23 protein-coding genes are annotated in these 23,672 nt (G+C 52.8%); 19 read left to right on the forward strand and 4 right to left on the reverse strand.

The window, feature by feature from the left end; all coding sequences use genetic code 11:
• The first annotated feature begins 269 nt into the window (after positions 1-269).
• The 11 genes from DOLE_RS01255 (at position 270) to DOLE_RS01305 (ending at position 11,921) form a co-directional block, all read left to right on the forward strand.
• Entirely contained in the window at positions 270-1,271 is a 1,002-nt protein-coding gene (locus DOLE_RS01255; protein WP_012173681.1) for a PD-(D/E)XK nuclease family protein, read from the forward strand.
• Entirely contained in the window at positions 1,268-1,816 is a 549-nt protein-coding gene (locus DOLE_RS01260) for an FtsZ/tubulin family protein (protein ID WP_012173682.1), read from the forward strand. Before DOLE_RS01255 ends, DOLE_RS01260 begins: the two co-directional genes overlap by 4 nt.
• Positions 1,817-1,873: 57 nt before the next feature.
• Positions 1,874-2,431, forward strand: coding sequence for a BTB/POZ domain-containing protein (locus DOLE_RS01265; protein WP_012173683.1), 558 nt, complete (start codon positions 1,874-1,876; stop codon positions 2,429-2,431).
• On the forward strand, positions 2,424-3,032 hold the full coding sequence (locus DOLE_RS01270; RefSeq protein WP_167320825.1) for an FtsZ/tubulin family protein: 609 nt from the start codon (positions 2,424-2,426) through the stop codon (positions 3,030-3,032). Before DOLE_RS01265 ends, DOLE_RS01270 begins: the two co-directional genes overlap by 8 nt.
• Before the next feature lie 35 nt (positions 3,033-3,067).
• The gene (locus DOLE_RS01275) at positions 3,068-3,574 is read left to right on the forward strand and encodes a hypothetical protein (protein ID WP_012173685.1); all 507 of its coding nucleotides are present in this window, start codon (positions 3,068-3,070) and stop codon (positions 3,572-3,574) included.
• A gap of 55 nt (positions 3,575-3,629) precedes the next feature.
• On the forward strand, positions 3,630-4,052 hold the full coding sequence (locus DOLE_RS01280; protein ID WP_012173686.1) for a Lar family restriction alleviation protein: 423 nt from the start codon (positions 3,630-3,632) through the stop codon (positions 4,050-4,052).
• Complete coding sequence (locus DOLE_RS01285) at positions 4,049-4,684, forward strand: hypothetical protein (RefSeq protein WP_012173687.1); 636 nt, start codon at positions 4,049-4,051, stop codon at positions 4,682-4,684. Before DOLE_RS01280 ends, DOLE_RS01285 begins: the two co-directional genes overlap by 4 nt.
• Position 4,685: 1 nt before the next feature.
• Complete coding sequence (locus DOLE_RS01290) at positions 4,686-5,654, forward strand: hypothetical protein (protein ID WP_012173688.1); 969 nt, start codon at positions 4,686-4,688, stop codon at positions 5,652-5,654.
• 11 nt (positions 5,655-5,665) lie between these two features.
• Positions 5,666-6,991: an MBL fold metallo-hydrolase gene (locus tag DOLE_RS01295; RefSeq protein WP_012173689.1), complete on the forward strand. Its 1,326-nt coding sequence runs from the start codon at positions 5,666-5,668 to the stop codon at positions 6,989-6,991.
• Between the two features lie 215 nt (positions 6,992-7,206).
• Positions 7,207-10,860: a DNA polymerase III subunit alpha gene (gene dnaE, locus DOLE_RS01300; protein ID WP_012173690.1), complete on the forward strand. Its 3,654-nt coding sequence runs from the start codon at positions 7,207-7,209 to the stop codon at positions 10,858-10,860.
• 92 nt (positions 10,861-10,952) lie between these two features.
• Positions 10,953-11,921 carry an FtsZ/tubulin family protein gene (locus DOLE_RS01305; protein WP_012173691.1) on the forward strand — a complete coding sequence of 323 codons (969 nt, stop codon included), beginning with the start codon at positions 10,953-10,955 and terminating at the stop codon, positions 11,919-11,921.
• A gap of 3 nt (positions 11,922-11,924) precedes the next feature.
• On the opposite strand, the gene DOLE_RS01310 is transcribed toward DOLE_RS01305, so the two are convergent.
• Together DOLE_RS01310 and DOLE_RS01315 are read right to left on the reverse strand one after the other, a co-directional pair.
• Entirely contained in the window at positions 11,925-12,479 is a 555-nt protein-coding gene (locus tag DOLE_RS01310; protein WP_012173692.1) for a GNAT family N-acetyltransferase, read from the reverse strand.
• Positions 12,480-12,614: 135 nt separating this feature from the next.
• Complete coding sequence (locus tag DOLE_RS01315; protein ID WP_012173693.1) at positions 12,615-13,208, reverse strand: hypothetical protein; 594 nt, start codon at positions 13,206-13,208, stop codon at positions 12,615-12,617.
• Between the two features lie 495 nt (positions 13,209-13,703).
• Between DOLE_RS01315 and DOLE_RS17785 the strand changes: the two genes are divergently transcribed.
• Positions 13,704-15,323: an ADP-ribosylglycohydrolase family protein gene (locus tag DOLE_RS17785; protein WP_012173694.1), complete on the forward strand. Its 1,620-nt coding sequence runs from the start codon at positions 13,704-13,706 to the stop codon at positions 15,321-15,323.
• Positions 15,324-15,794: 471 nt separating this feature from the next.
• Here DOLE_RS17785 and DOLE_RS01325 read toward each other — a convergent pair whose 3' ends face one another.
• Positions 15,795-16,880: a flavin monoamine oxidase family protein gene (locus tag DOLE_RS01325; protein WP_012173695.1), complete on the reverse strand. Its 1,086-nt coding sequence runs from the start codon at positions 16,878-16,880 to the stop codon at positions 15,795-15,797.
• A 514-nt stretch (positions 16,881-17,394) separates the two neighbouring features.
• Between DOLE_RS01325 and DOLE_RS18530 the strand changes: the two genes are divergently transcribed.
• The 7 genes from DOLE_RS18530 (at position 17,395) to DOLE_RS01355 (ending at position 22,379) form a co-directional block, all read left to right on the forward strand.
• Positions 17,395-18,003 carry a cytochrome c3 family protein gene (locus DOLE_RS18530; RefSeq protein ID WP_012173696.1) on the forward strand — a complete coding sequence of 203 codons (609 nt, stop codon included), beginning with the start codon at positions 17,395-17,397 and terminating at the stop codon, positions 18,001-18,003.
• A gap of 246 nt (positions 18,004-18,249) precedes the next feature.
• Positions 18,250-20,145, forward strand: coding sequence for a SurA N-terminal domain-containing protein (locus DOLE_RS01335; RefSeq protein ID WP_012173697.1), 1,896 nt, complete (start codon positions 18,250-18,252; stop codon positions 20,143-20,145).
• Positions 20,146-20,192: 47 nt separating this feature from the next.
• A complete protein-coding gene (locus DOLE_RS01340) occupies positions 20,193-20,444 on the forward strand; it encodes a hypothetical protein (RefSeq protein ID WP_012173698.1) in 252 nt (83 codons plus the stop codon).
• Positions 20,445-20,514: 70 nt separating this feature from the next.
• Positions 20,515-20,793, forward strand: coding sequence for a hypothetical protein (locus tag DOLE_RS01345; protein WP_012173699.1), 279 nt, complete (start codon positions 20,515-20,517; stop codon positions 20,791-20,793).
• 302 nt (positions 20,794-21,095) lie between these two features.
• Positions 21,096-21,947 carry a 3-hydroxybutyryl-CoA dehydrogenase gene (locus DOLE_RS01350; RefSeq protein ID WP_012173700.1) on the forward strand — a complete coding sequence of 284 codons (852 nt, stop codon included), beginning with the start codon at positions 21,096-21,098 and terminating at the stop codon, positions 21,945-21,947.
• A gap of 14 nt (positions 21,948-21,961) precedes the next feature.
• Positions 21,962-22,138, forward strand: a complete 177-nt coding sequence (locus DOLE_RS18110) for a hypothetical protein (protein ID WP_012173701.1) — start codon at positions 21,962-21,964, stop codon at positions 22,136-22,138.
• A gap of 10 nt (positions 22,139-22,148) precedes the next feature.
• Positions 22,149-22,379 (forward strand): hypothetical protein, encoded by a 231-nt coding sequence (locus tag DOLE_RS01355; RefSeq protein ID WP_041280281.1) that lies wholly within the window; start codon positions 22,149-22,151, stop codon positions 22,377-22,379.
• Positions 22,380-22,415: 36 nt separating this feature from the next.
• Here DOLE_RS01355 and DOLE_RS01360 read toward each other — a convergent pair whose 3' ends face one another.
• Positions 22,416-23,141 (reverse strand): TerC family protein, encoded by a 726-nt coding sequence (locus DOLE_RS01360; protein ID WP_012173702.1) that lies wholly within the window; start codon positions 23,139-23,141, stop codon positions 22,416-22,418.
• Positions 23,142-23,672: the final 531 nt, after the last annotated feature.

Here is a 23,672-nt window from a genome sequence, read left to right on the forward strand (position 1 = left end):
AAAAGTTTTCACAGGGGGGCGATTTCTTTTGCCTGTGATGTCAACTTGATGGTGAAAATCAACTTAACAGGATGGGGCATTGCCGTTTCATAAGGTGGAACGATAGTGCGGATTGTGGAAAAGGGGGCGATCACAGGGCGGGGGTAAAAAGCCGGAGTTATGTTCCGTGCTATGGAACGTTTCTGTTTTAGGGTGATGCTGTAATCAGGCATGCAGAGGTGAAATGCCGCCGGTTATGCGAAACCTTAACCCGAATATAAAGGAAAGCCATGCATCCGAATCTGTTTCACTTTGCCACATCCGAACTTTCACAGGATGCCGTTTTGTGCTGGCTGCTATCCTGGGCAGAAAACAACCACAGGCAGCACTATCCACATCTGCATAAGGTGGCCAAAAATCTTTTAGACTCGATTTATCAACGTTCCGGGGCCAAAGCACCCGCGGCCTTCTCAAGTATTGAGATACGAAAGCAAGACGGCGGCATTGATATTCTTTGCATCATAAATCATGAAATGGCCATCCTGATTGAAGATAAGGCTGGCATGAAGCAACACTCTGATCAACTGGCAAGATACAAAGAGTATGTATTCAAAAAGCTTGGTTTCGCTGCTGACAAGGTGATTCAAGTGTATATCCAGACAGGCGATCAAAGCGACTACAGTGAAGTCGAAAAGCATGGGTATCAGGTTCTTAGACGACTGGACCTGCTTGATATTTTTGAAGATGAAGCCGGACTGGCGGCCAGGTCTCAAAGCGATATTTTTCGTGATTTCAGCGATTATCTACGCCAGGAAGAAAACGAGGTACAGAGCTACCTTGTTTCCCCGCCATCCCAATGGTCCTGGAACGCCTGGAAAGGTTTTTACGCCGAGGTTCAGCAACAACTTCAGGATGGAAACTGGGATTATGTACCCAATCCAGCGGGTGGATTCCTCGGGTTTTGGTGGCATTTTGTTGGGACAGACGAATACGAGATCTATTTGCAACTTGAGCAGGAAAATCTTTGTTTCAAAATCTTTGTAGAGAATGCGGAAAAGCGGCGTCATCTTCGCCAACACTGGTACGAGAAAATCATTTTAAAATGCTCGGAGCATGGGCTTAAAGCAAGGCGTCCAGGCCGTTTTGGCAACGGGCGATACATGACGGTTGCGATTATGGATCAAGATTATCGTGCAGTAGATGATAAGGGCATCATCAAAATGGCTGAAACCCTGAAAACACTTAAAGCGGCTCAGTCTGTTATGGATGGCTGTATGATGGGGAAGAGATGAGCACCGGAATCGGGGAAACAGATTTTATGATTGCCGTTGCCGGGGGCGCGGGGATCAACTGCGCAAACCGCCTGATGGAAAGAAAGCTGAACCGGTCCTGGTTTATGGCGGTGGACACCGACGTGTCGGCTCTTGCCCGGTGCGCGGCCTTTCGAAAGATCACGGTAAACAGCCGGGAGACCGGGGCCGATTTTGAGCAGCGGGTGTCGCCCCTGCTTGGTCACCGGCGGCGGCTGTTTGTGATTGCGGGCCTTGGGGGCGAGGCCGGTTCCAGTTTTGCCCTGTGGCTTGCCGAATATGGCAGCAGGCGGCAGATGAGTGTGGAGTGCTTTGTGTTTCTGCCGTTTCTGTTTGAGGGCGCAAGAAATCAAAGGGCTGATGAAACATTAGAAAAGCTGGAGCCGATTGTTTACCGGCTTCATGTGTTTAAAAACGATGACTTGAGAAACCGCAACTTAAACGCCATGACAATGACGCAGGTCTTTGACGTGTTGCACGATGCGGTGTTTTGCAGGCTTGCCCCCTGTCTTGAACAAGGGGGCTGACCTTTATGTCCGGGATTTACAACCGGATAAAACTTGTACCAATAAAAGGAGGTTATCATGAACGCCAGGCTTATTATCAACAACCGTGAAGTGCTGCTGGGGCACCGGCATCTGGAAGAATTTGTATTTACTTTGGATGATGACCCGGCTATGCGGGAGATTTTTCATGAACTGGCCAAGTCCCCTTCCAGCGAAATCCGCAAGGATATTTCCGGAAACCAGTACCTGTCCGAAGAAACCCGCCGGCTCCTGATCGCCGATACCTCTCTGGAAGTCATGCGCGCCATTATTCTTTCTGATGAGGCCCAGGCACTCATGACCCAAAGCGATCTGGAACGATACCTGGCCACCGGCGATGCCGAGATCCTGAGGGCACTGGCCATTAATTTAAAAGAGTTGGCGCGGAAGTATAAAGTGTGCGACTTAAACTGGCTCTGCGAAAACCTGATCCGCCATCCTGATCCGGCAACCCGCTACAACCTGGCGGCAAATATATACACGCCGGCCGCTTTTTTGAAAAAACTGGCTGGCGATGATGACGTTGATGTTGCCCGAAAAGCAGCGGAAACCCTGCGGGAAGTCGGCAACGGCTTTGATCCGGATGATGATGAATAGGCCGACAATTGCAATCGTTGGTGTCGGCGGCGCGGGCCTGAATATGGTGAACTACCTGAAACGCACCGGCATCAATGACCCTGATAGAGCACAATATATTGCGGTGAACTGTGACCGGGAGTCATTAAGTCGCTGTGAGGCGGACATCCTTCTGCCCATCGGCGTAAAATCTTTTGATGGCCCTGGCGCCAAGGGAAATGTTCGCCTGGGCCGGGACTGCGCCATTGAAAGCCGGGATACCATCATGCCGGCACTGGAGGCCTTCCAACTGGTTTTTATTGTTGCCGGCCTTGGCGGCGGCACCGGTACCGGCGCCGCCATTGAAATCGCACGAATGGGCAGGGACCTGGGCGCCATCACTGTGGCACTGGTCACACTGCCCTTTTCTTTTGAATCAAAAAAGCGAATGCAAAATGCCGAAAAGGGGCTGGCCGTCCTGGGCCAATTTACGGATGCGTTAATCGTCCTGCCCAACAACCGGCTTCGGCGGCTGGCGTCACTCCAACTTACCATAAAAGAACTGTTCGATTTGAGCAGTGAGCATATCCGCCAGGCCATCAGCGGTTTTATCCCGCTGTTGTATCAGGCAGAGGGATTATGAATAAAAGCCATAAGTCACTGAGAGAGGAAAGATGCATGGAACAAACAAAAGTACTGGTGTATTTTAACCAGAAAAAAGGGGTATTCAGTGTTGAAACCCTTGAAGGCGAAAATAAAGGGAGGGTTATTGCCCACGTTCAAAAAATAACGCTCACGGAGTGCAGGTTCAGCAAAAATAAAGACAAAACAGCCGGTATAATCGGCATGTGGCAGGAACGGTTCAGGGATATGGATCCGTCAAGGGCTGTGGGCCACTATTTTGAGGCCGAAGAAGACGCAGACGGGTTTTCACCTGTTTATTATGGTGAACTATTTAAGTATGATTCCAGGTCTGAACGGTATATTGTAGATGATGATGGCGATTTCATGGCCTTCTCTCACGAGACGAGCCAGGAACTCCAGAACGACCCGAATTTTGAACAGGCAACCCTTGACAAACCGGCCCTGGTCTGTATGGATCTATGGGAGGACGAAGACCCGAAGGCAGAGGATGTAAGGGGGATCGCCTATTATTGGCGAAAAAAAAGCAAAAAACTTTCATGAAACAATCGGGTCGGGAGGAAAAACGGCTTGCGACACCTTTAGAGGGGGGTATCAAATGTCTGAAAAAGATACAATTACCGGCGTTAAGCCCTGTCCGTTTTGCGGGCAAGCGGATATATCTGTGCGTTCAGAGACCATCCCTGTTCTCGGGGGGACTGGGGATCTGCAGGAAGTAACTATATATCAGGTGTGCTGCAAGACCTGTAACGCCGAAGGCCCCTCCCTCATGGTAAAAACAACCGCAAAGCACGCCGAATCTGAAGCCGCAGTCCTTGAACAGTGGAACCAACGCCTCGGGCGGCACAAGGATGCACCTCCCAATCTTAAAAACTGCCCCTTCTGCGGGGAACAGCCGGAAGTGCTTCGCGACCCTGAACCTGCACCCATACTCGTTGAAATCTTCTGCTCCGACTGCGGCGCCACAGGCCCGGCAAATGATAAAGACGATCTGATGGTGCTCTGGAATAAACGAGCGTGACTGACACCATTATGGAATATAAAATTCAAGCAGATCCCGAACAACTGCAACCCTGGCCGGCTTTAAAGAAAAAACTCAGCACCAGCGCCCCGGAAATACCTGGGGGTGGATTCAGGCAATCCCGACGGGTCCAGGGGATGATAGATTGCCACAGCCTGGCAAGGGGCTACAGCCAGCTCTTTATTTATATACAAAAGGGGTTGGGTGCGTATGCGGTAGAAATATCGAAAATGATCAAAACAATTTATTCCATTAAAGACAGTGATATAAGGCTCCGGCTTTACCTGGCCGCATTTGGCGACCCGGAGTTGACCGTCCACCCCCGGCCATACACGACCTACGGGTACAAAACAGCAACAAGGACAATAGTGGAAAACTTGGCCGGTGAGGGCATAAAAACGCCTTGCCTCCTGGATACCCTGGATATGAATCCTTATTTAAAAGCCGGGCAATACAGAAGGGCTGACAGGGGCTTGATCATCATTTTTGCAAGTGCGTTGGAAGATGTGCGGTTTTCAGAAACAGCCATGGAAAAACTGTCGAGGCAGAAAAACAGCTATATAGTGGCGGTAAGCGGAGAAGAGGTTAAGGGTGCATTGTTGCGGCAACCAAATTTTGAACAGGAGGGTTAACATGCAAACTTTAGTTCGAGACGTAGAAAAATTATGGAACGGCAAGAAAGCTTCCTTTGAGCAAAGGATCGCTGGTTGGGTAAATGACGTTAATAAAAACAAAGCAAAGACGGAAGAAGCAAGAAAGAGGTTTCACCAGTGGGACCCTCTCCGAGTGTACACGAGTGTATCAAGAATAAAAAATGCTCCGGCTTACTTTTCGCTCCGTTTCTTTGGGCAGGAAGTAGCAGTGATTCAGGCAAATGGGAAACAAGCGGTCCAGCTTAGCATTGAGCCAAAGCATGTAAACTGGACCGAAAGAGACTTTGATAAAAATTTTCGTTCTAAGTTTAATGCAGGTAAAATCCCATGGGATAGTGCACGCGCAAAGCGTTTTAGAGAACTATTCAAGGCAATTAAAAATCCGACGCCACATTCTCGTGAGCACCTTGTTGAGACAGAGATTATAAATAGCATGAAAAAGTTTCCGAGTAAGTCAGGAATTTCTAATATTCAACCCGTTTTCTTTGCAGATTGCCCTCTCCAGGTCCCTCTCCCAATAAAAGGTTCTTCAGGTGTTCCTGAGGAGAGTCGTGGTGGAAATATGGACATACTGGCTCGAAGAGGAAAAGGTGGAAGAAATGCAAGGCTTTCTGTGTGGGAATTGAAAAAACCGGGTATGCCAAACGCTGCTCTAATAAAAGCTATCAAGCAGAGTATTATATATGCGAGTACTCTCAGAATGGTGTTGCGTTCACAGTCAGGGCCAGAATGGTATAAGCTATTTGGCTTTAATGGTCGTCTTCCTAAAAATTTAAAAATTGAGGCTGTTCTAACAATCGCCCATAAAGATAAAGATGAATTTGAGCAGGCCAAAAAGACACTTTCACCATGGACACCATTATGCATGGGCAACGACTCTATTCTTCCACATGTTGCCTACTACAATGACGCGACGTACAAGGTCCAACAAATCATACCCATTAATTAAATAGGGGAAAAATGCAAATAATTCCCCACAAAGGCACCCACATGATCGGCGGGACCTGTGTTGAGCTGCGGGCTGAAGGGCAAGGCCTGCTGCTGGACATGGGCATGCCCCTGGTCAACCCGAATGGAACGGAGTTTGATGAGAATACGGTCAAGCGGCCGATAGAAAAACTGATGGCGGACGACATTCTGCCCCGGGTGCCGGGCCTGTATGACAAGTCTGAATGCAACCTTGCCGGTATCGTGCTGACCCATGCCCACCGGGATCATTTCGGCCTGAGCCAGTTTGTAAAACCCGACATTCCGATATTTGCCGGCCAGACCACGGCCGACCTGATCGGCGCTATCCGCCTGTTTTTTCCGGATCAGCTTGACCCCGCCCGCCTGACAATCATCAAGGCGCACTGGCAGCCGGTTACTGTCGGCCCCTTTACCATCAAATCGCATCCAGTGGACCATTCCGCACCGGGCGCCATGGCCGTGGAAGTGGAAGCCGCCGGCAAAAAGGTGTTTTTTACCGGGGATCTCCGCGCCCACGGCTATAAATACCGGACATTTGAAAATCTTCTTAAAAATCCACCGAAAAACGTGGATGCCATGCTGATGGAGGGATCATCCCTGGGCAGAGGCCCCACGGAATACGCCTACCCCGATGAGTCTTCGGTTAAAGAAGCCCTGATCAACGAAATTAAAGATGACCCTAACCTGGTACTTTTGTTCTGCTCCTCCCAGAATGTGGACCGGGTTGTCAGCGCCTGCCGGGCAGCTCAAGCAACAGGCCGTGAACTGGTGATGGATTATTATACTGCCTACATTTTGTATCTTTTAAAGAACACATCAAGAAACATTCCCCAATTTTTCTGGGATGAAGTCCGTCTTCTGTCGTGGCCATGGCACGTTCACGCATTAGAAGAAAATGGGCACAAGGGGTTTGTTATTACACTTAACAACAAGGGCGGCACCGTCAAGCCGGAGGAAATTTTCAACAACCCTGACAAATTTCTTGTTCTGGCCAAACCCAACAGGACCCTGCCGACTCTGACTAAAGGCCTTGGGGCCGATCAGATCACCTGCATGTGGTCCATGTGGTCCGGCTACCTGAAAGACCCGGAAAAAAATTTTGCCGCCTTTCTCCGGACTAAAAATATCCCCGACGGGCAGATCAAACACATCCACACCAGCGGCCATGCCACCATCAAGGACCTGGGCCGATTGGTCAAAGCCGTCAATCCCGGACTCCTTATCCCCATCCACACCTTCCACCCGGATGATTATGATCAGTTCATCGACCCGGCCAGGGTCAAGGTATTAAATGACGGGGATGTTTGGGAGATTTAAAGCGAATATTTCACCCTTCGCCCGGTGTCAGTTGTTTTTCAAAAGCGTCTTATCGTTCCGTCATCTGGAACAACCCAAATCTATAATTTGATTAAACAGGATCGCTGCGCATTGAATGGCAGGAGCAGACCTGCGTGTCTGCCCGGTCAAAGGGCGGACACAAGGTTCGCCCCTGCGTAAATATCGATTAAACAGTTAAGTCCAAAGGAGCCGCCATGACGACCGTCCCAGATCAATTTGTCCATCTTCATGTTCACACCTGCTACAGCCTGCTGGACGGGATAATTCGCCCGGACGATCTGGTTGCGCGGGCCGTTGAATACAAGATGCCGGCCGTGGCCATCACCGACCACGGCACCATGTTCGGCGTTATTCAATTTTACATGGAAGCCGTCAGGGCGGGCATTAAACCCATAATCGGCTGTGAATGCTATGTGGCGCCGCGGACCATCGCCGACAAAACACCGGCAGACCACGCCGGCCTGTCCCATCTTGTTTTGCTGGCCGAAACCATGGAAGGCTATCGCAACCTCTGCCGGTTGGCCACTATCGCCCAGCAGGACGGTTTTTTTCACAAACCCCGGATTGATAAAGCATTGCTACAAAAACACGCCAAAGGCCTGATCGGTCTGTCTGCCTGCCTGAAAGGAGAAATACCCCACCTGATCTGCAGGGGCAGGCAGGACGAAGCCGATGCCGCGGCACGGCAGTATTGCGATATGCTGGGGGACAGAAATTTTTTTCTGGAAGTCCAGAACAACGGCCTGCCCGAACAGGAAACGGTCAACAACGCCCTGCTGGACATGAGCCGGCGACTTTCCATCCCCCTGGTGGGCACCAATGACTGTCATTACCTGGACCCTGAAGACAGCCGTGCCCACGAGATTGCCTTATGTCTTCAGACAGGCCAGACCATCCACGATACCGACCGGCTTAAGTTTGATACCAACCAGCTCAACTTCAAGTCCACCGGGGAGATGTGCGTTTTTCTGGAGCCCTTTCCCAGGGCCGCGGCCAACACCGTAGCCATTGCAGAGCGGTGCCAGGTGGCCTTTGACTTCAGCGCCCGGCATTTTCCCGTGCTTGAAACACCACCGGGCAAGACCATGGCTGACATGCTTGAAGATAGCGCCATGGCCGGCCTGAAAAAACGATGGCAGCACATTTGCAAGCAGAGCAGCCACGCCGATAAATCGGTTTATCAACAGCGGTTAGCGTATGAGCTGGCTGTAATCAATGAGATGGGGGCCCCCGGCTACTTTCTGATCATAGCCGATTTTATTGCGTATGCTAAAAACAACGGTATCCTCACCGGCCCGGGCCGGGGATCTGCGCCCGGCAGCCTGGTCTGTTACTGCCTGGGCATCACCGGTGTTGATCCCATCGAGCACGGTCTGCTGTTTGAACGGTTTTTGAACCCGGAACGAAACGTCATGCCGGATATCGACGTGGACATCTGCATTAACGGCCGGGAAAAAATACACCAATATCTGATGGACAAATACAACCGGGATGACGGGGAGGACTATGCGGCCTGTATCGCAACTTTAGGCACCATGAGAAGCAGGGCCGCTCTCCGGGAGGTGGGTCGGGCGCTGATTATGCCGTTGGACGACGTGAACAAAGTCGCAAAGCTGATACCGCCTGGCGCCAGAAGTCTGGACGACGCCCTGAAAAAAGAGCCGGCCTTGAGGGCACTGATCGATTCAAAACCAGAGTTTGGTGAGCTGATGGACGTCATCCGGAAGCTGGAAGGGTTGCCGTTCCATATTCTTATGAACGCCGCCGGGATTGTCTTGAGCGATAAACCGTTGACCTGTTACACGCCCTTATATCGTTTTAAAGGTGAAATGATAACCCAGCTTGACGCCCGGTCGTTGGAAACCATGGGGTTGGCCAGGCTGGACCTGCTGGGCATGAGGGACCTGACGGTTATCAGCGATACCTTGCAACTGATAAAGAACCAGGGCCGGCAAACGCCGGACCTTTCCCGGATAGACACCACGGACGCCGCCACCTGTCAGCTTCTGTCCAAAGGAGACACTTTCGGTGTGTTTCAGCTTGCAAGCACCGGCATGAAAGAGCTGCTGGTAAAAGCCCGGCCGCGATCGCTGTCTGAAGTTGCCGTGCTGATCGCCCTGTATCGTCCAGGCCTTTTGGAAAATGGCATGGTTGCAGATTACCTTGGAAGAAAACAAGGCCTGAAAGACACAACTTATCCCACGGCGAAACTGGAACCGATTTTAAAAGAGACCTGTGGCCTGCCGGTCTATCAGGAGCAGATCATGCAGGCGGTCCAGGTGCTGGCAGGCTACACGCCGGGACAATCCGACGATTTTCGCAAGGCGATGGGAAAAAGGATAGCCGAAAAAATTGCAGATCACCGCCAACGGTTTATTAACGGCGCCGCCGCCAAAGGCATTGACAAAGCCACGGCGTTGCAACTGTTTGAACAACTCGAATACTTTGGCGCCTATGGATTCAACAAAGCCCACAGCATCGCCTATGCCTTCATTGCCTGGCAGATGGCATGTCTCAAAGCGCACTTTCCAGCTGAATTCATGGCGGTGTGGCTGGACATAAGTTTCGGGTGTGTAGACAGGATCGCCCGCTTAATTGGTGAATGCCGCGACAGCAACATCCCTGTCCTGCCGCCGGATGTCAATCAAAGTGCCAGACAATTTACAGTGGTCAACGGGCAGATACGATGCGGTCTGGCATGCGTCAAGAAAACAGACAAAGGACTGATAGACGCAATTATTGCCGAGCGCACCGCCGCCGGTCCATTTGTATCCCTGTCTGATTTCTGTAACCGCATGTCGGCCGGGCGTCCGGAACTACTGCAGGATAGAAAAGCTCTTGAAAACCTGGTCAAAGCCGGTGCGTTTGACAGCACCGGCGCCACCCGGTCGCAAATGATGGCAGTTCTTGATGAGATTTTGAAGCCGTCACTCGATCTACAACAGCCCCGAAAGCCGGCTGTCCCGGCTCTGCCGGAGGTCGGCGAATGGTCCCCACACCTTCGGCGGGCCCTTGAAAAAAGGGCGATGGGAATCTGTTTAACCCCGGCGCCCCCGGCATATTGTCATGCAAAATTGAAGCGCCCGACTACTACCCCCCTGTGCTCCATTTACGAAAATCCTCAAGGCGGCCGGGTCGCTGTCGATGGTATCTGGAAAGCGGTTGAGTATAAGCAGGGCAAAGATGGGTGTCCCATGGCCCTGGCGGAGCTGGAAGACAACAATGCGGCAATCGAAGTCGTCATTCCGGCTGAAATTTACGAGTCTGCCCGGCACGCCTTGCTGCCGGGCAGGCCGGTCATCGTGGAAGGTCGCTATGAATGTGATGAAGTTAGAATAAGTCCATTGCAGGCTGAGCGGATAATCCCGTTGACCGATATTACTTTTCCCGGGCTGCCGCAGGGCAAAAAAGAAGACTTGCCCCGCAGCCTGGCATGTCCTTTTTGCGGCCACGCCCAGACATGGCTGCGCATGGAATATGCACCGCCAGAAGATTTAAAAACAAGCACGGACATGGAAATTGCATGTCAACTGCGTTGTGGGTACTGCCGGGCTGTCGGTCCCGTTACTACCGTAGGAATAACCGCTGACCGTGTGCAGGTTGAAATCGCCGCCATCGGCCAATGGAACCAACGTGCCGGTCATGGAACAGATGATACCCGGAAGCTGAAGCCCTGTGCTTTTTGCGGCCATCATCCCCCCGACATAGAATATGTAATTGATCCTGATCCCCTCGAAGAAATAGAGACCGGGGTAATCAACCAGATTACCTGTCCGCAATGCGGCGCTGCCGTCCATTCCATGTGCTTTTGCGACCCATGTCTGACAAAGTGGAACCTGAGACAATAAGGACCCGAGAAGGTCAGCAGGTATAAAACCTGTCCCGTTCCTACTTATGGAACATCATAGCGGGATATTCAAAATAAAAAAAGGACTACACCATGACCACAACCCGAACTATAAGTCGCTGCGACTTTCTTCTGAACGCTCTGGCCGCATGCGCCGGAACCGTTCTCCCATTGTCGTTATCTGCACCCTCGCCGACCGACTCGCTGGCGCCATCGCCCCGGCCCATAGAAATAAAAAGGCTTGCTCCTATGACTCATCCTGATGATTCTTTCAAAACAACAGTCTTCTGCATGGGCAGACCCGGCCTGTATGCTGTTTCACGGATGGTCCACCGGTTCGGCCACATCGACCGCAACGTGGACTACCTCTTTGTGGACACGCACGACACAGAAGACACCAACCTGTATCTGCCGGAAGCAACCCGCACCCTTCTCACAGATTTGTTGGCCGAAAGCCACCTGGCACTCATTGTCGCCGACACGGAAAGGGGTATACCCGAAGCACTGCGCACTCAATTTGCCGAATGGCGCAGACAATCTTCCAACATGACCGTAACCTTTTGCCTGGCCCCGGCCGCGCCGGCAAATGCCCGGCAACCTGTATGGACCCGGCAGCCAAACGACGTCATTGTGAACGTCCCCGCAACACCAGCCGACACAACCGCATTAATGCCGTACGCGATTTTTGGCCTCTGTCACCCGGTCTATTATCCGGGGCTTGTGGGCCTTGATCTTGACGACATCAAAACCGTTTTAAGCCGTACAGGGGGCATACGATTTGGCATGGCTACCGCGGTCGGCGAAAATCGCCCGGCAACAGCCATGCGGAAGGCGCTGAAGCAAGTCTATGCCGGCATTCCCCCGTCCGCCGTGCAAACAGGGCTCCTCGCCTTCATCACAACCAACGACGAAGATGATCTCTCCTTCGAAGATCTGACAGAGGCCGCGGACCTGCTGCACGAAGCCCTTCGCCCTTTTGATAATGCGGAGTATACCTGGGCGCACCGCGTGACGCCCAGCGTGAAAAAAGGCGAGGTGCTGGTCACGGTTTATGCCGGATAATGACTATGCGCTTAAACTGGAATCAAACGGAATCTTCTGAATCATTTTAAAATCAAGGCCAAAAATGATTTGGTGCTCAGACTCTGAATAGAATTTTTCAAGACACCCTTCTTCCTCAAAGCCAAATTTTACATATAATCTGATAGCGTTTTTATAAAATTTATGGCTACTGGTATTAACAAACAGCTTTCGAGCATTTTTCTTTTTAAGTTGCTCTATGACAAAATCAAGAAGAGTGGAAGCATATCCTTTGCATTTGTGGTGTTGGGATGTATACAGCCAATTAAGCCAATAAATACCCTTAACTCCTTCCGATTGCTCTAAACAATAACCGGCAGTCCCAACTATTTCGCCTTCTTTTTCTAAAACAAAAACAACGTCTGCATCATGCTTTCCATCAAAAAAATTTTTATAATACGATTGCGCTGATTCATAGTCATATGATTTAGGCCAGCTTTTAAAAATAGCCATAATGCCTTCAAGATCGTCTTTTTTTGCAATTCTGATCATGCGCCCTCTTAAAACGATGCTGTTACTGTGAAGTGTCAGTTTTGCCATAAAGATTCCTTTCCGGGGACGTCATTTTTGATACTGGATGCCGGGTTGCGCCCGCCATAACAAATAAAGTATTGACTTGTTTGTTCAGAGACCCTCTGCTATGGGGTCGTCCGGGCAGGCCTGCGGTTATGATAATTACTGCTTTTCCGTGTCATGCTGTTTGAGCCGGCACAAAAGTTCTTCAAAGCTCACCGGAGTGATGCCCGGTTCAAGAATGACATCCGGCACCGGCTCCCCGGCCAGGCCATCCTTGAAGCTGAAATACTGGCCCCTGGTGCGAAGTATCCGCTGCCGGTTCAGGCTGGCTTTGAGCTCTTTTAATGCCTTTAACACCATGCCAATGGAGGGAAGTCCTGTTCGGACAAACTGTTTGCAGGATGCGCAGATGCCGGTGGCCCGATTGATGCCGGACAGGGGGGACCCGCCTGCCGAGAAGATGTAAAGCCTGCCCGCGCAGTGGGGGCAAAGGGCCATCAACAGGTCCTGCTGCCACAACCGCAAAAGGACGCCGATGGGCGCCCGGTGGCCGCCCATGTAAATCAGGCCGATGACGGCATCAACCGGGCCGGAATGAAACAGTTCCGGAGAAGCAAGAATCATATCCTGGTGTTTGAGGATCAATTCAAGGTTTTCCTGAAGCAGCTGAAGATCCCGTGCCTTTTCTTTTCTTGACTGTTTGGGAAGAAGCACCTCTTTTTCTATGATGGTCTGTTTTTCTCCAAGTGTCATGGTTTTGCCCCCTTTTTGTAAAGCCAGAATAGACCATGGCTGTTCCATAGGACGGAACGATAGCTTTGTTTGCAGGGAAGGTGGGCGCTCAACGGAGCATTAGGAAAGTGGTTTTGCGTTCCGTTTTATGGAACGTTTCTGAGTTACGGTGGCGTTGCAACCAGAGTTGCCGGCCGGCAAGGGCTGGTGCGGGAGCTGCTGGCCCGCCTTTTTCCGTTGTCACCGGCTCTTGTTGCTGTAACAGCCGTAATAGTGGATCATGTGTTCCCTGCGGTTTGGGGATAAAATAAGATTCGTTGCTGATTGAATAATTTGTGAGAGTTTGATATGGCAATAATAATCAAATATTTAGGGGATGGGAGAAAAAGTATGCCCCAAAGCCTCAGTATTGTAAAAAACCGACTATTCAAATGTACCGGCCTGTCTGCTCCTTTTCATTTGATGCGCTGAACGGCATTTTTAAGTTACGGGTATGAATTAAGGAAAAAGGAAAAAATGGAGAATAGACATAAGATTGAGCATTATGAGGGCTGCCTGTTGGGCGGCGCGGTGGGTGACGCCCTTGGTGCGCCTGTGGAGTTTATGTCGCTTGACGACATCCTTCGTCGGTTCGGCCCGTCCGGGATAGTAGATTACGCCCCTGTCTCCGGTAAAACCGGTGCTATCACGGATGATACCCAGATGACCCTGTTTACGGCCGAAGGTATGCTGCGGTCTGTTACCCGGTGGCGGCATAAAGGGGTTTGTTATCCACCCGCCGTTGTTTATTATTCATATCAACGCTGGCTGATGACCCAAGATAGCAGTGTTGATAAGGATGGGGATGTCAGCTGGCTGATGGATATCCCGGAACTACACAGCGAACGAGCGCCGGGCAGTTCCTGTCTGTCCGCATTACGGTCTTCTCGCCAGGGCAGCATGAAAGAACCGATTAATGACAGCAAAGGGTGCGGCGGTGTTATGCGGATCGCCCCGGTTGGACTGACCCAGGCTCTGGAGATAGTTTTTGAAACGGGCTGCGAGGTGGCGGCCCTTACCCATGGCCACCCAACGGGCTATCTTGCGGCCGGATGCCTGGCCCAGATCATCCGGCACATTATCGATGGATACAGCCTTATCCAGGCAATTGAAGCCACCCAGGCCATCCTTGCGGAGCAGAGAGACTGTGAAGAATGCCGGGATGCAATCGGGGCCGCTCTTCTTGCCTGGCGGCGTAAACAACCTTCCTTTGAAACCGTAGAGACCCTGGGGGAAGGGTGGATTGCCGAAGAGGCCCTTGCCATAGGAATTTACTGCGCGCTGGTGGGCGGTGATGATTTTGAAAGGGGCGTCACCCTGGCGGTGAACCACAGCGGCGATTCCGACAGCACCGGCGCTATCACGGGAAACATTATGGGCGCCCTGCTAGGGGTATCCGCCATTCCCCAGCGGTATCTGGATCAACTGGAACTAAAAGACGTCATCACGGAGCTTGCCGACGACTTATATACGGGTTTTAAAGAGGGTGACGGGTGGTGGAATAAATACCCGGGCAGCGGGCTATACTTCCGGTCTAAAGAAGAGGATGTTGAACACTATACCGTTCCTTTTGACCGTTGTTACTGGGTTGTCCCCGGTAAACTGATGGCCGGGTGTTATCCGGGTGGTCTGAATAAAGAAGAGGCCCGAAAAACATTGCAGGGCCTGCTGGACCACGGTATCCGGCATGTGGTCAGCCTGATGGAGCCCGATGAAAAGGACCACGCCGGCAAGCCGTTCATCTCATACGAACCGCTTATGCAGTCTCTGGCGATTGCAGCGGGTAAAGCCGTCACGTTTGCCCGGTTTCCAATAAAGGATCAGAATATCCCCACAGAAGATGAAATGGTCGGCATTCTGGATCATATTGGCCGGGAAATTGATGCCTCAATACCTGTGTATGTGCATTGCTGGGGTGGCAAGGGAAGAACCGGCACGGTAGTTGGGTGTTATCTGGCCAGGCATGGCCTTGCGTCCGGTAAAAGTGCTTTGCGGGGCATACAGGAACTCAGGCGAGATGTGGCAGACGCCCATCATGCCTCTCCCGAAACAGACCCACAAAAGAAGATGGTTATTTCCTGGGCGCGGGGCCAGTAAACGGTTTAAAAAAATTATAGAGAAAAATATGGGGGTATTTTAGGGGGCATTTTTCTAAACTAAAAATCAAAAATATAATTATTCCAAAATATTAATTATTAAATTCGATGGTGCGCTGGGGAGCCACAACATCCGAGGCAGCAGGAATCTCTGCTGCCTTTTTTATTTGATACCATATGTCAGTAGTGTCCGGTTAATTTTTCAGAAAAGCTTATAAGGTTTTATAATGTTTGACAATAATAACCCAAAAGACTGTTGTCGACTTGAAGTTTGACGCTTGTGGAACATAATCCTTTCGAACCTTAAAACGAAAGGATGTTCCCATGAACCAAGGCCGTACAGTATTTTCACAAATTTTAGACTTTTTACCAATGCACAAATTCCGTCAGTCGTATGGCATGAAATTTGACATAATGGAAAGATAAGACCAAAAAAATTTCTACTTGCGAGCCTGTATGTCAAAAGATGCTTTTACCCCAAACTTAAAACAGCCCGCTCGGCGCTGGACAGGGCGCCTTCGAGGTAACCGCCGAAATCGTCTGCTGTTTCTGAGCCGGCAAAGTGGAGGGTGTTGTTCCAGGTGCTTGTTTTTCCGGAAGGTGGCAGGAACTCGGGGTGGTTGTGGGCCGTCCGCTGGTCATATTCGGTGGCGGTAAATGGTTCCTGCGCCCAGTCCTGGTAGTAGACGCTGACCGGTTGTGCGGCTGTGTGGCCGTAAAGAAGAGCAAGCTGGCCAAGGATGGCCTGGATCATGGTCTGGCTGTCCTTGCGCCGCAATGCCGGAATGCCGACAAATCCGGTCAGTCCGTAAGGGCTGTCGGTTTTGCCGGATCCGTCATGAATTTCCCCCAGGGGGCCGCACAGGCTGAACCCCTGGCCTGAAAGGCCGGACCGCCGCCAGTCCGCTTTGTCATAAAGCGCGAAAAATTTGGCCTGTCCCGCCATCCAGGTGCTTGCCCTTAACATGGCCTGGGTAAGGTCGTGGGGCAGGTCTGGTGTAAACAAAATGGAACCGGCGGCAAGACGGGGCGGCAAGGCAAGAATAACGCTGGATGCCTCCAGCCGGCATTGAGGCACCTGGTCAAGACAGCCGACCGTAACCCGGGCACCATTGTCCAGCCGTTTGATTTTGCAAACCGGATGGTTGAGCCGGATGCGATCCCCGGGAATCCGGGAGCAGAGGCCGTTGACAAGCGATATCATGCCGTTGTCAAGCCGCCATCCGGGCGGGTTCATCGGATATCCCGGAATGGTCTCCGTCTGGCCGTCCCGTGCCTGGAACCGGCACAGGCCTGATTCAAACTGGGGGTATCCGGCCAGGTCCAGCGCCTTTACCAGCGCGTTTACCCTGGGGTTTCTCGCGGGCCAGTACCAGGAAGGCCCCAGGTCGGTAAAAAAGCCGTTATGCGCCGGGCTTAAAATCCTGCCACCCACACGGGGCCGGGCCTCAAGCAAAACAAATGATTTTTTCTTTTTGGTCAGCATAAAGGCTGTGTAAAGCCCGCTGAGACCGCCCCCTATAATAATGGTATCGACGCTTTCCTGTTCGGCAGACATATTTATTGTAAATGCTCGCGTTTCCGGTTTTTATTCGCACAACAGGTCCCTTGATGCGTTATGCGCCTCTAAAATCAAAAAATCAAGGGGTTCGCGGTCTGGCACATAAGCCTGAATAAAAGATGTCAAAGTTGATGGCTTCGTAAAAAGCCCAATATCTGCGTTGCGCTGCACCCCTCGTCACTGCGGCGTACGACAAGTACGCCTCATTCCTCGGGATTTGCGGCGCCTTGATATTGAACTTTTTACTTTGCCATCCCAAACAGACTTTTTACGAGAGCATCAAAGTTGACAACCGGCTTGTTCTGAAAAGAAAAATGCGGTAGTGTCTCCGGCATAAAATTTTTATTGGGCATTTTAAAACAGGCAAAAAGATCAATCGGCGCGCCCGCGGCGTGAAAAAATTTGCGTCTTATGATATGGAATGCCGGAAGTCACCTGTCCCAAAGGTGCTTTGGAACACACGGGGCAGATCAAAATACATGACCGGATTTGGTTTACAGGAGGAGTGTTTATGAAACGGTTTTTACTGATGTTCGGAATTTTCTTTGTGGTGTCTTCATTTGTTCTTACCGGTTGCGGTAAGCCCCCTGACAGCAAGAGCAAGCCGCCGAAGGGGTATGTCGCAAAGCCTGTTTCAAGGCCGGCGCCGAAAGCGGAAAAGCCGGCACCGGCGACCCCGGCCCAACAGGAAGCTCCGTCCGTTGCCGAGGCCCCGGCAAAACCGGCCCCTGCGGCCCCTGCCGCCGGTGAGGCCGGTGACGTTATTGAAATGAAGAACACAAAGGCCTTTGACCCCCATAAAATGGGGATCGTCATGTTCACCCACACCAAACATTTTTCCGCCAAGCCCGACGGATACGGCATTGCCTGCGGCGATTGTCACCACGACAAGGAGGGCAAGCCTCTGGCGTTGAAAGTCGGGGATTCGGTGCAGGGATGCATGGAGTGCCATGACAAGCCGGGCAAGACCCCGAGAAAACCGGCCGGAATTTCCCCGGCGGAGTGGGACGCCATGCAGCTGGAGTATTATTACGGCGCAATCCACATCAACTGCATCGACTGCCACAAGGCCGGCGGCGCCGGCCCGGTGAAATGCACGGACTGTCATATCAAGCCCTGACAGCAGGCATCTGATGAAGAACCGGCGCGGTTTTGCTTCCGGTTCACAACGGGTTTGCCAGGAAAAAAAAGCAAAAAAGGACAGCAGGGCCTCCTGCTGTCCTTTTTGTTCCGTCAGGGCCACATCTGTATGTTAATACTTGCAAAAAAACCGGTGATCGCTTATGAACAGTAGACGATAAACTTCGCCGGGTCCGCCGCATCCTGCCGGAGCCACCGGCCATACACGTAAAGGAGTTTGTATTTTATGCTTCAATTCATGCGACAAAAAGCCTCATCCATTATCATCAAAGGGGTTTTAAGCCTGGTCATTCTGGCCTTTATTTTTCTGGGCATCGGCAATTTCCGGGAGCAGCAGGAGGTGACGGCGGCCACGGTCAACGAGGAGATTGTTACCGGCCGGGAGTTCCAATACACCTACCAGCGGCTTCTGGATACCTACCGCCAGCAGTTCGGCGGTGCCTTAAACGACGACCTGCTCAAGATGCTCAACCTCAAGGAGCAGGCCATGAACCAGCTGATCTCGGAAAAGATCATTCTGCAGCAGGCGGACAAACTGGGCCTGAACGTGTCGGACAGCGAGCTGGCCGCAACCATCAGCAGCATTCCCGCCTTTCAGAACAACGGCCGGTTTGACAAGACCCGGTATAACCGGCTGCTGCAGAGCAACCGCATGACCGCCGCCGCCTTTGAGCAGAGCCAGAAACAGGGCCTTTTGGTCGACAAGTTGCGCACCCTGATCACCGACAGCGTTCTGGTGTCTGACAACGAGGCCCGGCAGTGGTTTGACTGGGAAAACGCCCGGGTGAAGATCACGGCCGCCGTGTTTGCGGCAGAGGGCCGTACCGACGTTGATCCCGCCGAAGCGGCGGTGGCCGCCTATTATGAGGAACACAAGGATCAATACAAAACACCGGAAAAACGGAAAATCACCTATGTGCGCGTGGCGCCCGCCCGCTACCTGTCCGAGGTAAAGGTGACCGAAGAAGAGATCGCCGATTTTTACCAGGCCAACCAGGATTTCTACTGGAACGAAGAGACCGTGGAGGCCCGGCATATCCTGATTTCCCTGGAACAGGACGCGGACGAGGCCCGGGTGGAGGAAGCCCGGCAGAAAGCCGCTGATATTTACGTTATGGTGACGGACGGGGGCAAGGACTTTGCTGAAACCGCCAGGCAGTATTCAGAGGGTCCCAGCGCCGGCGAGGGCGGCTACCTGGGCGCCTTTACCCGGGAAGACATGGTGGCGCCTTTTTCGGAAAAGGCCTTTTCCATGGCGCCGGGAGAGATCAGCGAGCCGGTGAGAAGCCAGTTCGGCTGGCACATCATCAAGGTGGAAAAGGTCAACGCGGCATTCACCACGCCCCTGGACGAGGTCCGGGCGGACATTGAAAAGCAGCTGCTGGACCAGAAGGCCGGAGAGTACGCCTATGAGGAGGCCCTGACCCTGTTTGACATGGCCCTGGACACCGACAGCGTTGAACAGGCCGCCGCCTCCCGGAACCTGACGGCCGTCACTACCGACGCCATTACGCAGAACGATACCCTGGCCGATGTTGAAGCCGGCCGCACCATGGTACGCCAGGCCTTTGACTTTGTTGAAAAAGAGATCAGCGATGTGATTACCGAAGGCAATACGCATTTTCTTTTTCAGGTGACGGAAGTGATGCCGGCCGCGGTGCCCCCGCTGGAGAACGTTCAGGCCCGCGTGATAGAAGATCTGCGGGAACAGATGCGGAAAGAGGCGGCCCAGGCCGAGGCCGAAAGCGTGCTTGAAAAGGTAAAGGCGGGCCAGCCCCTGGAGGCGGCCTGTGCCGGCACGCAGGCCGAGATCGTGGCCACCGGCTTTTTCGGCCGAACCGGCGCTGTTCCCGATATCGGCAACGAGCCGGCCCTGTCCAGAGCCGCTTTTGACCTGACCAAAAATCAGCCGGTTGCCCCGAATGTGGTGGAGGGGAGAACCGGTTATTACGTTGTGGTGTTAAACGACCAAAAGGCACCCGAGGCCTCGGAATTCGAAGAGAAGCGGGACGCTGTTGTCAAGCGGCTGACCGCGCAGAAGAAAAACGAGGTGTTCATGTCCTGGCTGAAGACCATGCGCCAGGAAAGCGACATCACCATTGACGAGGCGTTCCTGAGGTAAGCGCTTCAGGCGGAACATAATGAGCCACGGGCAGAGGGAGGTGCGTGATGTTTGGCAAACGAACATCGTCAGGCAAGGGCCGGGGCGACGAGCCCGTCTATCGTTCCTATAAACAGTGCCCGGACTGTCTTGCCAGGATGCCGCTGAACGCGACCAGGTGTCCGGAATGCAACCAGCGTGTGGGGGAGATTCAGGCCGACGGCAAGGCCCTTAAACCCACCGACTGGAAGAGCTATATCGTTACCGCCATTCTGTTTGCCCTGTTCTATTTTTTTGTGCGATGGGCCTTTTTTACCTGATTCGACGGCGCCGTTGTCAGGCCCGGCGTTTGACAACCCTTGATTTACAAATTTTCAGAGGACGGAGCAGATGCTGAATAGTAAAAATTTCTGGTATGCCAACATGGCCGGTGCTGTTGCGGGATGGGCTTTTATCATTTTCGGCGCGGCCGCGCCCTTTTCCGGCCTTCTGTACGGCCTCTGGGTCGTTGTTACCCTGCTGTGGGTCATCGGCCACCCCCTGGAACTGGCCATGGCCATTCCCGTGGCCATGAAAGCCGGCTATTCGCCCGCTGCCGCCGTGGTCTATACCCTTGTTTTCGGTATCACCTGGTGGATACCGGTCAAGTGGGGCGTCTTCAAACCCTGACGGCTTTGTAAAAAGCCCAATTTCTGCGTTGCGCCGCATTCCTCGTCACTGCGGCGTACGCAAAGCGGGGCGTCTTCAAACCTGACGGCTATTGCTGAAAAGCGGGGATTCTTTTTACACCGCAAAGGCGCAAAGAGCGCAAAGAGTTATATTTTCTCCTTTATATGTAGCGTTCATGTTTGCCTTTGCGTCTCCGCGGTGAATTTAGTTTTTCGAGGTTTCCTGAAGGCTGCCGGTGTCACACAACAGGCCCGGCATACACACGTCTGGAGCGCACTGTAAACAGAAAAGGAGTGTTGGCAATGGAAGTTAAAACCATAATGGTTATCGGCGCCGGCCAGATGGGCAACGGCATCGCCCAGGTGGCGGCCCAGGCCGGTTATACCACCTTTATGAACGATATCTCCGAAGACCTGGTGGACAGGGGCATGACCGCCATTGCCGGCAGCCTGGACCGGATGGTTAAAAAAGAAAAAATCACGGCTGACGACAAGACCGCCATCCTGGGCCGGATCACACCGGCGGTGACCCTGGACCCGGCGTCCGAATGCGACCTGGTAATAGAGGCGGTGGTGGAAAAAATGTCGATCAAGGCCGATATTTTCAGCGCCCTGGACCGGCTGGCCCCTGGCCACGCCATTCTGGCCAGCAACACATCCTCGCTTCCCATCACCGGCATTGCCGCCCATACCGGACGGCCGGAAAAGGTGATCGGCATGCATTTTATGAACCCTGTGCCGGTGATGAAGCTGGTGGAGGTCATCAACGGCCTGGCCACGACCCCGGAGGTGACGGCCACGGTGCGCGCGGTGGCCGAAGCCATGGGCAAAATACCGGTGGAGTGCCGGGACGTGCCCGGATTTGTCTCCAACCGGGTGCTCATGGTCATGATCAACGAGGCCCTGTGGGAACTTTACGAAGGCGTGGCCACGGCCGAAGGCATCGACCAGATTATGAAGCTGGGCATGAACCATCCCATGGGTCCCCTGGCCCTGGCCGACCTGATCGGCCTGGACACGGTGCTGGCCATTCTGGGCGTGCTTCAGGACGGGTACGGCGACCCCAAGTACCGGCCCTCTCCGCTGCTCAAGTCCTACGTGGCCGCCGGCTGGCTGGGCCGCAAAACCGGCAGGGGTATCTACGAATATAAGTAAGAGGAACCGGTTTTATGCCGACTATTGATGAGCTCAAAGCCCAACTGGCGGCCCTGGAAGAAAAACTGGAAGAGGCCCGTGCCCGTATGCCGGCCCACTCCACAAAGCCCCTTACGATGCGCACCCTTCTCGACCTGGAAGACGAGCGGGACGCCCTGCTGGGGAAAATTGAAAAGGCGGGAAAAGAGTAGCGGTTGATCCATGACACGCTGTAATCACACCAACCTGGCCCTGATACCCGAGAACCGGCCCCGGGTGCGGTGTCGGCACTGCCACCTGACCATCGAAGTCAAGGAGCTGGGAGACGGTTACTGCCCGGAGTGTTTTGAATCATCCGGCCGGAAGCATTATGCGTTTGAGCCGGTTGCGACCGATACCACCGGCCCGTCAAGGTACCGGTGTGAAGATTGCGGCGTGGTGATCGAAGCGTGATCGCTGGTGCCATGCCGCCTCTTTCTGGCTTTTGACTCATGCCGCACTTTTCTTCCGGCCGCGAATCCGCAGGTTCAAGACCTCCACGAACACGGAAAACCCCATGGCAAAATAGATGTAGCCGCGCGGAATGTGCAGGTCCACCCCGTCGCCGATCAGGGCCAGGCCCACCAGCAGCAGAAAGGAGAGGGCCAGCATCTTGACCGTGGGGTGCTTTTCGATAAAGGCGCTCACCATGTCGGCCATCACGATCATCACCCCCACGGCAATCACGATGGCCGTGACCATCACCCATATCTGCTGGGCCAGGCCGATGGCCGTGATCACCGAATCCAGGGAAAACACGATATCCAGCACCATGATCTGGGTTACCACGGAAAAAAAGGAGGGCGCGATGCCGCCCTTTCGTTCCGCGTGCCTGTCCGCTTCTCCCTCGATGGCCGCGTGAATCTCCACCGTGCTCTTGGCCAGCAGAAACAAACCCCCGGCGATTAAAATGATGTCCCGGCCCGACACCGGGTTGTCCAGCACCGAAAACAGGGGCGCGGTCAGCCGCATGATCCAGGTCAGGGAAAAAAGCAAAAGGATTCGGGTAATCAGGGCCAGGGCCAGGCCCACGCGCCTTCCCGCGGCCTGCTGATCTTCCGGCAGCCGGCCCGCCAGAATGGCGATAAACACGATGTTGTCAATGCCCAGAACAATCTCTAAGGCCGTCAGCGCCGTCAGGGCCAGCCAGATATTGGGGTCTGCCAGGTGTTCCATGGGCCTTTCCTTATTTTCTGTGGTGGGTATAGTCGGGGGGTTGTCTTTTCAGAAACCAAAAAAGGGGCTCGTTGTAAACGATAACCCCTTGTTTTTATTTTGGTAGCGGGGACAGGATTCGAACCTGTGACCTTCGGGTTATGAGTCCGATAACCGTTAATAATAGTAAATCCCATAAACCCAAGACAGTCAACGCTTTGCCCCACCCACAGTGCTTTAAGCTCATTTGCTCAGCATGAAATTGATGAAATAAGCGAAATAGGATGTGGTCCCAGTGTACCAGTTTTGACCCAGTGCCAGCACTCGGCATCCTGCCTAAATCCAGGGTCGATTCATCTCCTGAGAGCTTTCCCATCGCGGTCAAAAATTCTAAAATGATTAAAGTGTGCCTCACTGTTGACGATGATTTCGTTGGCGGGTGAACAACTGCCCCACCTTTTTCCAGTCTGCGGAAGATTATTCCTGTTACCTCTAACCCAGCCCCTGGCTCTCCCCCATTTTATTCAAAAATTGCTTGGCAAAAGCCCTATT

The sequence above is a fragment of the Desulfosudis oleivorans Hxd3 genome (assembly GCF_000018405.1).
Lineage (GTDB): Bacteria > Desulfobacterota > Desulfobacteria > Desulfobacterales > Desulfosudaceae > Desulfosudis > Desulfosudis oleivorans.